Raw genomic sequence first — 16,007 nt, 5'->3', positions numbered from 1 at the left:
CTCACTCTCCGTGCGCTCGTTCGTCGCGCCGCCACGTCGCCTTCAGGGTCTCGTTCGCGATCAGCGTCGCGGCCGCGCTGCCGAGCGCGACGATCCATCCCGCGGGCCCGATCGGCGCGGTGCCGAGCACGCGGCGGACGATCGGCAGGCGCTCCGCCGCGATCTGCAGCGCGAGCGATCCCGCGATCGTCAGCGGCACCGCGCGGTTGGGCGGCAGGCGATCACGATCCCAGATCACGTGTCGCGTCGAGCGCGCGTGGACCGCGTGCACGAGCTGGCTCGCGGAGAGGCTCGCGAAGGCGAGCGAGCCCGCGCGAGGACCCGCGCCCCAGCGCGTGCGCGCCCAGAGGAACGACGCGAGCGCCGACGCGGTGATCACGCCGCCCTCGATCGCGACGCGCCCGAGCTCGCGGCCTCCGAACATCGGCGCGTGGGGATCGCGGGGCGGGCGCCCGAGCACGTCGCGCTCGGGCGGCTCGATCGCGAGCGCGAGCTCGGGCAGCACGTCGGTGAGCACGTTGAGCCAGAGGAGCTGCAGCGGCGTCAGGGGCTCGCCGAGGCCGCTCGCCACGCCGATCGCGGTGAGCATGATCTCGCTCGCGTTCGTCGCGACCACGAAGCGCACTGCCTTCGCCACGTCGTCGTGGATCGCGCGGCCGTGCTCGATCGCGATCGCCATCGTCTCGAGCCGATCGTCGAGCAGCACGACGTCCGCGAGCTCGCGCGCCGCGTCGCTGCCGGTGCGTCCCATCGCGACGCCGACGTCCGCCGCGCGCAGCGCCGGTGCGTCGTTCACGCCGTCGCCGGTCATCGCGACGATGCGCCCGCCCTCCTGGAGCGCGCGCACGATCGCGAGCTTCTGCGAGGGGCTGACGCGCGCGAACACCTGCACCTTCGGCGCGAGCGCCCGCAGCAGCGCGGGATCCATCGCGTCGATGCGCGTCGCATCGAGCAGGTCGACACGACCCTCGCGCGCGAGCCCGACCCGCCGGGCGATCGCGTGCGCGGTCGCGGGCTGGTCCCCGGTGATCATCACGGTGTCGATCCGCGCGCGATGGAAGGTCGACATCAACGCATCGAGCCCCTCGCGCGGCGGATCGGCCATCGCGACGAGCCCGAGGTGCACGAGATCGCGCTCGACCGTCTCCTCGCCCTCCGCGAGCGCGCGTCGCGCGACCGCGAGCACCCGATAGCCCTGCCCCGCGAGCATCGCGTTGGCGTGCTCGAGCGCGGTGCGCGCGGCCTCGTCGAGCGCTTCGTCGCGGCCCTGGTGCAGGCGCCGGGCGCACGACGCGAGCACCTCGGAGGGCCGCCCCTTCACGACGAGCAGCGCGCCGCCGTGCTGGGTCGCCATCGTCCCGCGGCCCTCGGTGCGCGGCCGCAGCCGCTCGATGGGACGCGCCGCACGGAGCGCCGCGACGTCGACCCCGCGGTCGAGCGCGAGCCGCACCAGCGCGGCCTCGGTGGGCGAGCCCACGAGGACGAGCGAGCCATCGGGCGCGCGATCGAGCTCGACCTCGTTGTTCAGCGCGAGCGCCTCGAGCAGCGCGTGCACGTCGGCGTCGTCGAGCATCGCGTCGGTGGCGCGCACGCAGCGCCCGCTCACGCAGAGCTGCTCGACCGACATGCGGTTCTCGGTGATCGTGCCGGTCTTGTCGAGGCAGAGCGTCTGCACCGAGCCGAGCGCCTCGACCGCGTGGAGCTGACGCACCAGCACGCCGTGCTCGCGCATGCGCCGCACGCCGAGCGCGAGCGTGGTGATCGCGACGGTGGGCAGGCCCTCGGGCACCGCCGCGACCGCGAGCGAGATCGAGCTCGTGAGCGCCTGTCGCACCGTGGCCCCGCGCAGCAGCGAGACGCCGAGCACGCCCGCGCAGACCGTGCTCGCGGTCCACACCAGCTTCGTGCCGAGCTCGCGCAGCTCGCGCTGCATCGGGGTCTCGTGGGTGCCGATCTCCGCGGCGAGCGCGCGGATGCGTCCGATCTCCGTCGCGTCGCCGATCGCGACCACGACCGCGCGCCCGCTGCCACCGGTGACGACCGTCCCGCGGAACACCATCGCGCGCCGATCGGCGAGCGGCACGTCCTCGCGCTCGCTCTCGGTCGCGCGCTTCTCGACGGGCAGGCTCTCGCCGGTGAGCGACGACTCGTCGGCGTAGAGCGAGTCCGCAGCGATCACCCGCGCGTCGGCGGCGAGCAGCGTCCCCGCCGCGAGCACGAGCACATCGCCGACGACCAAGGCCTCGGCGTCGACCTCGACCACCGCACCGCCGCGCACCACCCGCGCGCGACGCGGTCCGGTGCGCCCGAGCTCTCCGAGCGTGCGCTCCGCCCGGCTCTCGGTGAGCCACCCGATGCCCGCGTTCGCCGCGACGACGAGCGCGATCACGCCCGCATCGGCGAGCCCGCCGGTCGCCACCGAGAGCAACGCCGAGCCCGCGAGCAGCGCGACGGGCCCGCTCCGGAGCTGCGCGACGAAGATCGCGAGCTCCGATCGGCGCGCCTCGGCGCGGAGCGCGTTCGGTCCGTCGCGATCGCGCCGCGCGCTCACCTCCGCGTCGCCGAGCCCGTGCTCGGAGCTCTCGAGCGTCGCGAGCACGTCACGCGCGGAGATCGCGTGCCACGCCGGCTGCGGCGCGGCGGGCATCGCCGCCGGCAGCGCGGCTCGGGGCGCACCGGTCGCGAGCGCACGCCCGAGCGCGACGACGTCGATCTCCCACGTGTCGTCGACGAGCGAGCGCGCGCGCAGCGCCGACGCGAGCGAGCGCAGCGGGCCCACGCGCACCACCCGCGCCACCTCGCGCTCCGGTGCGCCGACGCGCAGCGCCGACACGATCGCCGACACACTCGTGCGCTGGGGATCGAACTCGACCAGCAGCGCGCCGGTCCGAGCACGGGCGCGCGCCGCGTGCACTCCGGGCAGCGCACGCGCGCTCGCCTCGACCCGTCGCGCTTCGTCGCCGCGCCGACGGATCCCGTCGATCGCGAGCCGCACCCGCCCGGGCACGCGGGCGTGCACCACCCTCGGCTCGATGGCGCTGTCCTCCGCGTGCCGCATGCGCGCGGAAGACATCTAGCCCCCGCGATCGTGCGCTCCCGGCTCGATCAGTCGGAACGTGAGGCTCACGCGCGCGCCCACCGGCTTCGCGGTCTTCGGCACCGAGTGCTGCCAGCGCTGCTGCGTGGTGCCGCCCATCACCAGCAGATCGCCCCGTCCGAGCGGGAGCTCGCGGGTCTCGCCGCGCCTGCGATGTCGCAAGAGGAAGCGCCGCGGTGCGCCGAGCGAGATCGACGCGATCAGCACGTCGTCGGGCGCGTGCGGTCCGAGCTCGGGCTCGTCGTCGGCGTGCCAGCCCAGCGAGTCGCGCCCGTCGCGGTACTCGTTGACCAGCACCGAGTCGAAGCGCACCCCGGTGAGCTCCTCGACGCGATCGCGGATCTCGGCGAGCGGCGCGGTCCACGGCGAGGGCTCGAACGTGCGTCCGGAGTACGAGTAGACGCGCCCCGGATCGCCGTGCCACGCGGTGCGCCGCGGCGTGAGGACGTCGCGGGCGCCGATGCGCAGCGCCTCGGCGCGCAGCGGCGAGCTCTCGACGATGCGGGTCGCGAGCGCGTCGTGCTCGGGCACCGCCGCCGCCACCAGCGCGATCCACGCGCCCTCGCCGAGCTCGGTGACGTACTCGGCGAGGCGCGCGTGCACCGCGTCGCTCGAGATCACAAGTCGGTGCGCGCGGTGATCACGCCGGTGCGCGCGCCGGTCAGGAGATCGAGCAGCTCGCGCTCGATGCCGCGCGGCGCGCTCTCGACGATCCGACCGACCTCGACGCCGTCGCGCCGCACCACGATCGTCGGCACGAAGCGCAGCCCGAGGTCCGCGGGCAGCTCCGGCGCGTGCTTCGCGCGATCGACCCCGACGAACGAGAGGGTGAACGGGCGCGGCTCGGGCGCGAGCTCGAGCGCTCGGAACAGGCGCGTGATCTCGCGTCGAGAGTCGCCGCACCACGTGCCGAGGTACACGTCCACCTCGGCGCCGGGCGGCACGCTCGCGAGGGCGCGCGCGGTGTCGTCCTCGACGTCGGCGGACACGATCGCGTCGCGCCACGCCGGCAGCGCGGCTTCGATCTCGGCGCGCGAGGTGGTGCCGACGATCTCGCTCGAGGTCGCGGCGCGCGATGCGGTCTCGGGCCCGCGCGAGGACGTCACGGCCGAGCCGCAGCCGACGAGCGCAGCGACGATCACCAGAAGCAGAAGAGGGCGCACCGGGCGAAACGTAGGTGCCCTGCCCCAGGTGCCGCAAGCGTGGGCACGATCCGGGCGTGCCCCGCGCGATCGGTGTACGATGCGCGCTCCCATGAAGGCGCTGCTCCGCTTCCTCGAAGTCGTCCGGCGCGAGCTCGAAGCGGACGACGTGCGCGGCGAGATCGGAGGGCGCGACCCGGGGCCCGACATCATCTGGGGCACGATGCCGGGCGGGATCCGCGTGGTGGCGGTGTACGACGAGCCGCCCGCCGAGCTCGACGACAAGCGGGTGAAGCTGCGGGCGCTGCTCGAGTCGTTCGCGAGCCTCGGGACGCGCGAGGAGGCGACGCCCCCGCCGCCGCCGCGGGTGGGCGCCGGGCACGAGCTCGACGACGCGCTCGACCTACTGGCGCAGCGGGCGCGCGCGCTGGGCGCGCTGGTCGTCGACGATGCGTCGCCGGTGATCTGGGGCAGCTCGCTGGTCCCCCACGGCCCCGAGGACGTCGACGAGGCGACCTGGGTCACGCGGATCGCGACCGCGGTGGAGGCGCTGGGGCTCGACCCGCTGGCGCTCTTCAAGCGCGAGCCCGACGAGGTGCGCGGGGAGCTGCAGAAGGCGGGCGCGACCGATCCCGCAGCCCTCGCGCGCGACGTGGAGCGGGTGCGCGAGCTCGGACGCCGGGTGCTCGATCGGGCCCATCTGCTCGCGATGCGCGCGGTGGCCGCGGTGCGCGAGTCCGAGGGCGCGGGGAGCGAGCCGCGCGCCGAGGCGATGCACGCGCTGGTGCGGACCTTCGCGAACATCTACCGCGTCGTGCTGGTGTTCGACGCGCCGTTCTCGGAGCTGCACGCGGACGCGGCGCTCATCCACGCGATGCCGGTGATCGAGCGGCTCGTGACGTCGCTGCCGCCGCGCGATCCGGTCTCGGGCGGCGCGAAGGTCGCGGTGCTGCGCAGGCTGCGGCGGGTCTAGCCCGCGCTCACTCGAACTCGGTCATCGGGCGCGGTCCGGAGGCCGAGGCCGTCGAGGCGCTCGGCGCTCGCTCCACGGTCGCTTCACGAGGCGCCTCGCGAGCCGGCGCAGCGGCGGCGGTCTCGCGCACGCTCGTCGGAGCGCGCTGGGCGCCGCGGCCGCGCGGACGGCGAGCCCGTCCCTCGCTCGCCTCGGGCGCCGCGAGCTCCTCGTCCTCGACCTCGCCCGCCGGCTCCACGTCGTCGGCGACGGCCGCCGCGACCTCCTCGGCGCCCTCGGCATCCAGCGCGGGCGCAGCCTCGGGCTCCGGCTCCGGCGGGCTCGCGACGTGGACCGCCGGGGTGGAGCCTGCCGCGGCCACATCCGCCGTCTCGACCCACTGCAGCGCGCGCCACACCCCGAGCGCCGACGCCGCGATCACGACGCCCGCCGCGAGCCACACGATCGGCCTCGAGCCGCGCTGGGGCGGGCGCACCGACGCGACCTCGATCGTCGGCGCGTCCTGCGACGCCGTCGTCGTCAGCTCGAGCTCCGACGACTCGACCTGCTTCACGATCTCGCTCGCCTTGCGGAGCGAGGTCGAGTGCTCCTCGATCTCGTCGGCGAAGAGCTCGTGCATGTACTCGCGGACCATCTGCGCGCCCGCCGCGCGGCCCGTCGAGATGATGAACTCCTCGAGGTCCGCCGCGAAGTCCGCGCACGTCTCGTAGCGATCCTCGGGCTTCCGCGCGAGCGCCTTGAGCACGATGCGATCGAGCTCGGGCGGGCAGTCGTGGCGAACCGTCGACGGCGCCTCGATCTCGCCGCGCATCAGCGCGAGCGCGACCTCGCCCTCGGTGCGTCGCTTGAAGAGACGGCTCCCGCTGACGAGCTCCCAGAGCACGATGCCGAGCGAGAAGACGTCGCTGCGGCGATCGATCGGGAAGCGCTGCAGCTGCTCCGGGGACATGTACGCGATCTTGCCCTTGAGCTCGTCGATCTCGGTGTGCTCGTCGTCGCTGCGCTCGTTCGAGAACGCGATGCCGAAGTCCATGATCTTCGTGCCGCCGCTGTAGAGCACGAAGATGTTGTGGGGCGACACGTCGCGGTGGACGATCCCGGCGCTGTCGCCGTGGTCGTTCTTGAGCTCGTGCGCCGCGTGCAGGCCGCTCGCCGCGTCGGCGATGATGCGCGCCGCGAGCGGCAGCGGGACCGGGCGATCGCGGAGCACCGCCTGCTGGGCGACCTTCCGCAAGGTCTGCCCGCTCAGGTACTCCATCGCGAGGTAATACGTGCCGCTGTCCTCACCGCAGTCGAACACCGTCGCGACGTTCGGGTGATCGATCTGCGCGACGATGCGCGCCTCGGTGATGAACATCTTGCGGAAGCGCTCGTTGCCGGCGTGCCGCGGGTGCACGACCTTGAGCGCGGCCCACTTCGCGAACTGGTTGTTGCCGCGGAGCTGGGCGAGATAGACGCTCGCCATCCCGCCGTCGGCGAGATGGCCGAGCAGCACGTAGCGCCCGAAGCGACGTCCTCTGGACTCGATCAGGGTGCCCAATGCTCTGCTCCCTGCTCCGCCCCTCGACGCCACGGCGATCGATGGAGCGGCAGACGTGCCCACTGCGAGCTGAGGCATCGCCGACGACGGTACCCCGCTCGGGCGGCTTCCCTGTAGGGGGTGATCCCGACAAGACCCGGCGCGATCCGAGACGTCACTCACGTTCCTCGCGCCCACGTTCGTCCCCACACCCACGCGACGCTCGTGCCGAGCCCGGTGGTCACTCCGCCTTCGATCAACCACATCGGGGCGGACGGGACACCGGTGGTCTGCGCACCCTGGTTGAGCTGCAGCCCGCCCGCGCCGCCGCCGCGGAACGGCATCCCGCTCACGACCTCGTCGATGCCGTCACCGTCGACGTCGCCCGCGAGGCGCGACGCCGCGATGCGGTTCTCGACGGGCGTCGAGCCGAACGCGCGCTGGTGCGTCGTCGATGCGGCGGTGGGGGTGATCGGCAGCCCGCCCGCCGATCCGTGGAAGACGAACGCGTAGCCGACGAAGGTGGTGACGCCCGCGACCAGCTCGGGCGCGACGATCACCACGTCTCCGTACTCGTCGCCGTTCACGTCGCCGGCCGCCGCGACCATCGTGCCGAAGCCCTCGCCGTGCGCCGTGCCGCCGCCGCTCGGAACGCCCGGCTGCTTGCGCAGCGCCGCGACGGCGGTGACGCCGACACCGCTCGCGTTGCCGCCGTAGACGAACGCCGCGTGGTCGATCGGCGCGCCGACGAGCACGTCGGGATGGCCGTCGCCGTTGATGTCGCCCGCGCACGCGACCGACGCGCCGAAGCCCGCGCTGGTCGGGCCGGGCGTGAGCGTGATGCGCTCGTCGCCGACGTCGCTCGCGGCGCCGAGCAGCACGAAGGCCGCCTCGTCGGCGCCGACGATCAGATCGGCGTGGCCGTCGGCGTTCACGTCGCAGCTGCCCGCGACGCTGCGCCCGAACCCGGCGGCTCCGCTCGTGATCGGCGTGCCCGTGGTCTCGAGCCCGCTCGCGCTGCCGCGGAACAGGAGGACGCGGCGCATCGACGGATCGCCGACGACGAGATCGGCGTAGCCGTCGCGATCGACGTCGCCCGCCATCGAGATGCGGCTCTGGGTGAGCGCGCCGAGCGCGGTGAGGGTCGTGCTCGCGCCGGTGACGTTGAGCGACGCCGGGAGTGAGCCGCTCGCGCCGTGGAACGCGTACGCGTTCTCCGCGCCACCGATCACGAGGTCGCCGAAGCCATCGCCGTTCAGGTCGCCGCCGTTCGCGATCGCGGTGCCGAGCTCGAGCGGCGCGGCGCCGGAGATCTCGGTGCTCGGCGTCGCGGGCGCGGTGCCGATCGGCGCGCGACCACGCCACAGCCGGACGATCGAGGAGTCGGGCGCGCCTGCGAGGACTTCGGCGAGACCGTCACCGTCGACGTCGTAGGTCGAGCCCCACGTCGAGCTCACCGTCACGGTCGCGCGGCCGTGCACGCTGAACGACCAGATCGGGCTCTGCGCCGAGCCGACGCGCGTGCCGGCGCGACCGGTCAGACGCCAGTAGAAGACGCGCGAGGCGGGGAGCGGATCGGGCGGCACCAGCGTCGTCAGCGTCTCGCCGTCGACGTCCTGCATCTCGATGACCGTGATGCACGCCGGGTCGCGACAGATCTCGACGCGGGCGCCGGTCGCAGGCGCGGTGAGCGCCCATCGGAACGTCACGGTCGGCGAGCTGGTGCGCGACGTCGACCACGGGAGGATCGGGCGCGGCGCGGGGATCGGCGTCGTGTCGCCCGCGTCGCTTCCGGCGTCGGGGATCTCGGTCGTCGCGTCGGGCCCGCCGTCGACGACCGCGGCGTCGTCACCGACCTCGCCCGCATCGTCGTCCGCCGTCGCGCCGCCGTCGGCGCGCCCCGCGTCGATCGATGCGCCGGAGTCGCGCGGTCCGCCGTCGACGGCGGGCGCGTCGTCGTCGTCACCACCGCACGCGACCATCGTGAGCGCGCAGAGCGCGAGAGAGAGACTGCGCAGATCCTTCATGACGCCTCCTCGATGGAGCCCCACAGGAGCGCGGCCAGCGCGGCGCCGAAGCCGGTCGTGGCGGCGTCGGTGTACGAGGTGCCGCTCGTCGCGAGGCCGGCCGCGGTGTGGAGATAGAGATGGAACGCTCGGTTCGTCGGCGCGCCGACGAGGGTGTCGTCGTGACCGTCTCCGTCGACGTCGCCCGTGCTCGTGACGTCGGCGCCGAAGCGCGAGCCCGCGCTCGACGAGTACTCGGCGGGCGCGGTCGCCGACGGGCTCGGACCACCGCGGAACACGTACGCGCGCACGACGCCGGGCGCGCCGACCACCCAGTCGTCGTAGCCGTCGCGGTTCACGTCGCCGTTGGCGTGGAGGGACGCGCCGAACTGCGTCGTCGACGAGGGCGCGCCGGGCGCGCTCCACTCGCTCGAGGCCTCGTTCTCGAGCCCGCCCTCGGTGTTGCCGAGGAAGAGCCGGATGCCGCTCTCGCCCGCCCCGGCGCTCGGCGACGACACGAGGAGATCGGGGCGCCCGTCGCCGCTCACGTCGAGCGCGCCGGCGATCGCGGCGCCGAAGTCCGCGCCCGCCGGGCCCTCGAGGAACGCGAACGCGTCGCTCTGCGCGAGCGAAGCGGGGAGCGTCGCGGCGCCGCGGAAGAGGTACACGCGGCCCTCTCCCGGCGCGCCGATCGCGAACTCGTGACGACCATCGCCGTCGAGATCGCCGAGCGACGAGAGCGACGCGCCGAAGCGCGATCCCGCCGGCCCCGCGAGCATCACGTCGGCGCTCGAGTCGGGCGTCGCGGCGCCGACGTAGAGCGCGACCATCGCCGCGCTCGGCGCGCCGACGAGCACGTCGGCGTAGCCATCGCCGTTCACGTCGCCGGCGGGCGCGACGGTGCGGCCGAACTCGGTCGCCGCGGCCGCGCCGACGAACGAGAGCGGGGTGTTGCCGAGGCCGCCCGTGCTGCCGCGATAGAGATACGCGCGCCGGAAGGCGGGCGCGCCGAGCACGAGATCGGCGTAGCCGTCGCCGTCGACGTCCCCCGCGGCGGCGACGGCCGCGCCGAACTGCGAGCCGCCGGTCTGCGTGAGCGCGCCGGTCACGCGGGTGAGGCCGCTGTCGGAGCCGGTGTAGAGCACGACCGAGTCGCCCTCGCTGCCCACCGCGAGATCGGAGTGGCCGTCGGCGTTCACGTCGTAGAGCGTTCCGAACGCGGTCTCGTGCTCGGCGCTGCGCGCGGGCAGCTCGAACGACCACACGACGCTCGGGCTCGATCCCGTCGCGGGGCCGGAGCGCCCGAAGAGCCGGAAGTACACGCGGCGCGAGCCGCTCGCCGGGAGCGCGAGATCGGCCCCGAGCTGCAGGCTCGTGGCGCCGCTGCCGACCTCTTCGGCCGCGATGATGCGGGCGCACGCGCGGTCCTCGCAGACCTGCACCAGCGCGCCGTCGCTGCCCGACGCGAGCGCCCAGCGGAACGTCGGACGCAGCGAGGTCACGCGGCTCAGCGAGAGCGGCGAGATCGGGCGCGGCGGCTCGACGTTCGGCCCGGGCACGCATCCATCGCTGGTGCGCTGGTAGCCGGGGTCGCAGCGGAAGCCGCAGCGCGCTCCGTCGCACGACGCGACGCCGTTGCCGCCCGACGGCGCGGCGCACGGCTCGCACGAGTCGCCGCACGTCGAGAGCGAGCGGTTCGACACGCAGTCGTCGCCGCACACGTGGTAGCCGGCCTCGCACGCGTACGTGCACGTGCTCTCGAAGCAGCTCGCCTCGCCGTGGCTCGCGGGCGGATCGCACCCCATGCCGCAGTCGCCGCAGTGCGCCGGGTCGGTCGTGGTGTCGACGCACGCGCCGCTGCACATCGCGGTGCAAGCATCGGTGCCGCCGCCGTCTCCGATCACACCGGCGTCGGGCACGGGCGCGTCGGGATCGAACTCGGGCAGATCGCTGCGCAGCACCGGCTCGCAGCCGTTCGGGCCGCACGTCTGTCCGTCGTCGCAGTCGCGCGCGACCGCCTCGCGACAGCGCGCCGCGAGGAACACGTCGAGCAGCAGCGTGCGCTCCTCGACGTAGCGCGCCTGCGCGCGGTGCGTGAAGAGCAGCGTGTCGCCCGGACCGAGCGCGTCGATCTCGATCGAGAGCAGCGCATCGCGCTGCGCATCGGGCACCACGCCGAGCGTGCTCGGCAGCATCACGTCGGTGCCGAGCGCGTAGCGCTGGTCGTGCGCGGGCGTGACGGCGCCGTCGTTGCTCACGCGGATGCGGATCGCGGCGAGCGTGGCGCTCGGGCCCTGCGCCATGTCGGTGCGGACCCGCAGCATGATCTGGGTGCGCGCCTGGGTGCACGACGCGAGCGTCGCGACGAGGAGCGCGGCATGGATCGCGTGCTTCATCGCGCCCCCAGCTCGGTCACGACGACCCCGAGGTTCGGCATCAGCGGCGCTTGGACGTCGGGCTCGTAGAGCACCGCCGCCGTGACCCCGGCGGCCGCGCCGACCGCGACCACGCCGAGCACGACCCACAGCCACGTGAGGTCCTCGCCGCCCTGCGGCACCTCGAGCGAGAGACCGAGGCGCTGGCCCGCCGCGATCGAGAACGCGCGCGTCACGTCGCGACCGCCTGCGCTCACCGCGAGCGTGTACGCGCCGGGGTCGAGATCGATCTGCTGGTCGCCCGCGCCGCGGGGCGCGCCGTCGAGGCTCACCGACGCGTCCTCGGGCGTGACGTCGAGCACCAGCGTGCCGCGCGTGCTCACGCGCTCGAGCGCGAGCACCTCGGTCGTGCTGCTGCCGGGCGCGAGCTCGACCTCGCGGCGCATCTCCGCGTGCCCGGGCGCGGTCGCGACGACCGCGTGGCGCCCCGGGTCGAGCGCGATCTCGGTCGTGCCGACGGCCGCGGGCTCTCCGTCGATCGACACCCGCGCGTCGGGCGGCGAGACCTGGATGCGCAGCCGCGCCAGCGTCGATCGCAGCGTGCGCAGATAGCGGTTCACCTCCTCCACGCGCGCCGGGTCGCCGGTCGCTCCCACCGCCGCGAGGAAGCGCTCGAACGAGTCGATCGCGTCGCGCGCGCGCCCGGTCCCTCGATACGCGAGGCCGAGGTTGAAGTGGATCGACGCGGTCGGATAGAGCGAGCGCGCCGCTTCGAGCTCGCGCACCGCGTCGGCGTACGCCGCGTCGGCGAGGAGCTGCACGCCGCGCTCGAAGCGCGTGCGCGACTGCGCGCGCGCATCCGCGTCCTGCGCGTGCACGACCCCGACGTGCGCGCACACCGCGATCGCGCAGGCGAGGAACGTGAGAGGAGACAGAGACCGGCGAGCGATCATCGGACGGACCTTTCTCAAGGGACGAGCACCTCGACGCCCTGGCTCTCCGCGCCGCCGCGCGCGATCGCGGAGATCGCCCAGCGGCCTCGGCCGAGCGACGTGGAGGGAGCGCTCGAGGGGACCCAGCGATCGATCTCGAAGCTGCCCGCGACGTCGCGGTAGACGGCGTACCCGCGGATCGTCGTGGGGCTCGGGTGCGAGAGCGTGACGTTGCCCGCCGTGCGCATCACGACGGGCGGCTCGACGACGTCGCCCGCGGTCTCGATCACCGCAGGCGGGCGCGCCGGCGTCGCGTAGAGGCCGGCGAGCATCGCGCGCTCACCGCGCGTGTTCTGCGCGAGCGTCTGGTAGCGGAACCACGTGTTGCCCGCGGTCCGAGGGCGCTCGGCGCGCGTGAGCGCGACCTCGGTCTCGAACTCGGTCGTCGTCCACTCCGCGCCGGTGCGATAGAGCCCGAGGCTCGGGATCACGAAGCGCCCCGGCGGCGCGAGATCGGCCCACCACGAGACGAGCGCGCCGAAGGGCTGACCGGTCGAGACCGTCGACCAGTAGAGCTGCGGCGCGAGGTAGTCGACCCAGCCCTCGCTGATCCAGCGCACCGAGTCCGCGGCGAGCACGGTGTACGCGTCGGTGCCGGTCACGCCGGGCGGCATGCCGGGGCGATAGATGCCGAACGGCGCGATGCCCCACATGACCCACGGCTTCTCCGCCTTGATCGCGGCGGAGACCGCGGAGACGAGCTGGTTCACGTTGTCGCGGCGCCAGTCCGCGAGGCTCAGCACGCCTCCCGCGTCGACGTACGCCTGGTACGACGCGGAGTCGGGGAACGGCGTCCCGTCGGAGTACGGGTAGAAGTAGTCGTCGAACACGACGCCGTCGACGTCGTACTCGCGCACGATCTCGGTCACGACCGACACGACGTGCGCGCGCACCGCCGCGTCGGCGGGGTTCATGACGACCGCGTTGTTGTAGGTGATCGCCGCGTCGGGGAAGCGCTGCGTGACGTGGCTCGCCGCGGTCGCGACCGAGGTCGACGTCAGCGCGCGATAGGGGTTCACCCAGGCGTGCACCTCGATGCCGCGCTCGTGCGCGATCTCGAGCAGGAGCCCGAGCGGATCCCAGCCCGGCCCCACGCCCTGCACGTCGGTGAGGAAGCGGCTCCAGGGCTCGAGCGTGGACGCGTAGAGCGCGTCGCTCTCGGGCCGCACCTGGAGGAAGATCGCGTTGATCCCCGCGGCGCGACAGACGTCGGCGATCGCGATCAGCTCCGCGCGAGCCTGGGCCGGACCGATGCCCACCGCCGACGGGAAGTCGAGGCGGAACACGGTCGAGAGCCAGATCGCGCGGAGCTCGCGATCGTGCGAGACGTCGAGCAGCGCGGGCGGGCCGGCGTCGTGCGGACCGGCGTCGGAGCCGGCGTCCGAGCCCGCGTCGAGCGCACCGCCATCGGTCCCTCCATCGTCGTCACTGCCCGCATCGTCGCCTGCGTCGAGCGAGCCTGCGTCGGGCGCGCCCGCATCGTGACCGGCGTCGAGCAGTGATCCGTCGTCGTCGCCGCATGCCGTCAGACACGCGGCGAGGAGGAAGGCGCGGAACCAGGAGGGACCGATTCGGTATCTCATTCGGTGATGCGACCTCAGGGAACGGGAGCGATGGCGATGCCGCGGAACTCGGTGTTGGTCCCGGGCGTGGCGATCGTCGTGAACGCGGCCGCGCTCGCCGGAGCGCTGCCACCCTCGTCCGTCATCCGGATGACCGCGTTCTCGCGGGTGCCGAGGCACACGACGTCGCTCCCGACGACCATGCAGGCGAGGAAGCGCACCACCGCCGGGAAGCGATCGGTCGCAGGGTCGTGGGTCCAGGTGCCGCTCACGAGGCGGAACCGCTTCACGCCACCCGCGGTCGCGCCGCCGTCGTCCGCGAGGTAGATGCGGTCGACCCCCGGCACGGTGGGATCGACGTCGAGCACCGCGAATCCGTACGGAGTCGTGGTCTCGGCCACGACCGTCGAGGTCGTGCCCGACGCGGTCGGCGTGCCGGTCCCCACCTGCCAGAGGCCGGCGGCCGACGTGGTCGCCATGCCCGCGACCGTGTAGAGCTGTCCGCCGTAGATCCCGAGCACGCGGCCCGGGCTCGGCACCGCGGTGACCTGGGTCGTGCTCGAGCCGCCGAGCGTGGTCGTGTGAACGCCGCCGAAGCCGCCGTTCACCCAGATGCTCGTGCCGTCGGTGACGGCGCCGCGCACTGCGGTCGGCGGCGAACCGGCGAACGTGGTGCCCAGCGTGGTCGAGGTGTCGACCCCGGCGGGCGTGGTGAAGTCGTCGGCGCTGACCACCGCGACCACGCGCGGGAGCGTCGTCGACTGAACGGTCGCGGTGCCGGGGACCGACTGGTACCCCGCGAGCGCGAGGAACCGGCCGTCCGGCGAGCGCGAGAGCGCGCCGTCGGGGCGATTGCTCCCGTTCATCGTGAACGCGAAGCTCGCGCCGCTCGACGCGACCGGCATCGGCAGCGTCGCGATCAGCGCCCCGTCCGAGATCGCGCGGCGCTCGAGGAACACCGCGGTCGCCGCGGAGGACAGCGCCGCGCTCCCGTCACCGACGCGCGTGACCACGAAGTCGCTCGGCGGCGGAGCCACGTACCCCGTGAACGCCGCGGTGTCCGCGGTCACCGGGATGCCGAACGTGTCGAGCAGCATCTCGTCGGCGCCGAGGGTGTAGGTCGTGCCCGCGGTCTGCGCCGACGTCGTCAGCGTCACGGTGTCGCCCGCCACGCTCGCTGCGCTCACCGTCAGGCCCCCGCTGATCGTGAAGCGCGCCGGCGCGACCACCGGTGCGTGCACGTCGCGGTTGAACTCGACCTCGACCGTCGTCGCGTTGGTCGCGGTCGCGCCCACGATGCGGAACGCGTCGACGACCTGCACGTCCATCGCCGCGCTGTCGATGCCCCCGAGGGTCGCGACCACCGGCTGCGCGCCGAGCGGCGTGCTGGCCGAGACCGCGCCGATCACGATCTCGGTCGCGCTGCTGCTCGTGATCACCTGCGCCGCGCCGCCGATCGTCACCGTCGCGCCCGCGAGGTTCGTTCCGGTGAGCGTGAGCTCCGAGTCGCCCGGCACGACGTGCATCGGCGCGATGTTCGTGATCACCGGCACCGTCGGCTCGAACCCGACGAACGCCGCCTCGTCGGTGCCGGTCAGCGCGTTGCCGAACGTGTCGGTCACGTCGGCCGCGACCGCCACCGTGTAGTCCGCCTCGGGCGTCTGGGCGCTCGTCGTCAGCGTCACCATGACGCCCGACGCGCTGGCCGCGCTGACCGTGAGCCCCGCGATGGTGAAGCGCGCCGCCGTGACGCTCGCGGCGTCGACCTCGCGCGAGAACGTCACGACCACCGACGTCGCGGTCGGCCCCGCCGCGCTCACCACCGCGAGCGGCTCGAGCACCGTCACGTCGAACGCCGGGCTCGTCCCGTCCGCCGTCGTGACGAGCACCGGCTGCGTCCCGGTCGGGGTCGTCGCCGCGACCGCGTCGATCGTGATCGACGTCGCGGTGCTCGCCGAGACCGTCTGCGCGACCCCGCCGATCGTCACGCCGGTCGGATCGGCGAGCCGCAGGCCGTCGAGCACGACGCCCGAGCCCTGCGCGACGCTCGTCGGATCCGCCGCCGTGACCACCGGGCCCTCGGCCGGCACCCAAGCGTCGGCGCCGGCGTCGCTCCCGCCGGCGTCACCGCCGCCCGCGTCGGCGCGGCCCGAGTCGATCGGCGGCGTGCCGCCATCGGTGCGACCCGCGTCCGGGCTCGTCGCGGCATCGGTCTCGTCGACCGGACCGTCGTCGTCGCCGCACGCGACCAGTGGCAACGCGAGCGCCGCCATCACGGTCACGTTCCACCAAGCTCGACGCAGTCTCATGCTCACCTCCAACAGAAATGTTCCAGCGGCCG

10 protein-coding genes are annotated in these 16,007 nt (G+C 74.1%); 1 reads left to right on the top strand and 9 read right to left on the bottom strand.

What is annotated here, in order from left to right:
- Position 1: 1 nt before the first annotated feature.
- Genes I5071_RS41365 through I5071_RS41355 form a run of 3 tightly spaced genes read right to left on the bottom strand, consistent with a single transcriptional unit; the run spans position 2 to position 4,260 of the window.
- A complete protein-coding gene (locus I5071_RS41365) occupies positions 2-3,058 on the bottom strand; it encodes a cation-translocating P-type ATPase (RefSeq protein ID WP_236518904.1) in 3,057 nt (1,018 codons plus the stop codon).
- Between the two features lie 15 nt (positions 3,059-3,073).
- Complete coding sequence (locus tag I5071_RS41360; RefSeq protein ID WP_236518903.1) at positions 3,074-3,718, bottom strand: alpha-ketoglutarate-dependent dioxygenase AlkB family protein; 645 nt, start codon at positions 3,716-3,718, stop codon at positions 3,074-3,076.
- Entirely contained in the window at positions 3,715-4,260 is a 546-nt protein-coding gene (locus I5071_RS41355; RefSeq protein ID WP_236518902.1) for a thioredoxin family protein, read from the bottom strand. The genes I5071_RS41360 and I5071_RS41355 overlap by 4 nt, the downstream gene beginning before the upstream one ends.
- 91 nt (positions 4,261-4,351) lie before the next feature.
- Between I5071_RS41355 and I5071_RS41350 the strand changes: the two genes are divergently transcribed.
- A complete protein-coding gene (locus I5071_RS41350) occupies positions 4,352-5,212 on the top strand; it encodes a hypothetical protein (protein ID WP_236518901.1) in 861 nt (286 codons plus the stop codon).
- Between the two features lie 7 nt (positions 5,213-5,219).
- On the opposite strand, the gene I5071_RS41345 is transcribed toward I5071_RS41350, so the two are convergent.
- From I5071_RS41345 to I5071_RS41320, 6 genes are all read right to left on the bottom strand, one after another.
- A complete protein-coding gene (locus I5071_RS41345; protein WP_236518900.1) occupies positions 5,220-6,752 on the bottom strand; it encodes a serine/threonine-protein kinase in 1,533 nt (510 codons plus the stop codon).
- Positions 6,753-6,910: 158 nt separating this feature from the next.
- Complete coding sequence (locus tag I5071_RS41340; RefSeq protein WP_236518899.1) at positions 6,911-8,758, bottom strand: VCBS repeat-containing protein; 1,848 nt, start codon at positions 8,756-8,758, stop codon at positions 6,911-6,913.
- Entirely contained in the window at positions 8,755-11,133 is a 2,379-nt protein-coding gene (locus I5071_RS41335) for an FG-GAP-like repeat-containing protein (RefSeq protein WP_236518898.1), read from the bottom strand. Before I5071_RS41335 ends, I5071_RS41340 begins: the two co-directional genes overlap by 4 nt.
- The gene (locus I5071_RS41330; protein WP_236518897.1) at positions 11,130-12,065 is read right to left on the bottom strand and encodes a PEGA domain-containing protein; all 936 of its coding nucleotides are present in this window, start codon (positions 12,063-12,065) and stop codon (positions 11,130-11,132) included. The genes I5071_RS41335 and I5071_RS41330 overlap by 4 nt, the downstream gene beginning before the upstream one ends.
- A gap of 14 nt (positions 12,066-12,079) precedes the next feature.
- Positions 12,080-13,687 carry a glycoside hydrolase family 10 protein gene (locus I5071_RS41325; RefSeq protein WP_236518896.1) on the bottom strand — a complete coding sequence of 536 codons (1,608 nt, stop codon included), beginning with the start codon at positions 13,685-13,687 and terminating at the stop codon, positions 12,080-12,082.
- Positions 13,688-13,701: 14 nt separating this feature from the next.
- The gene (locus I5071_RS41320; RefSeq protein ID WP_236518895.1) at positions 13,702-15,975 is read right to left on the bottom strand and encodes an Ig-like domain-containing protein; all 2,274 of its coding nucleotides are present in this window, start codon (positions 15,973-15,975) and stop codon (positions 13,702-13,704) included.
- Between the last annotated feature and the right edge of the window lie 32 nt (positions 15,976-16,007).

Origin of the sequence: Sandaracinus amylolyticus (genome assembly GCF_021631985.1) — a bacterium.
In the GTDB taxonomy this organism is placed as follows: Bacteria; Myxococcota_A; Polyangia; order Polyangiales; family Sandaracinaceae; genus Sandaracinus; species Sandaracinus amylolyticus_A.
The sequence above is the reverse complement of the archived record's forward strand: the minus strand, read 5'-3'. Positions and strand labels throughout refer to the sequence as shown.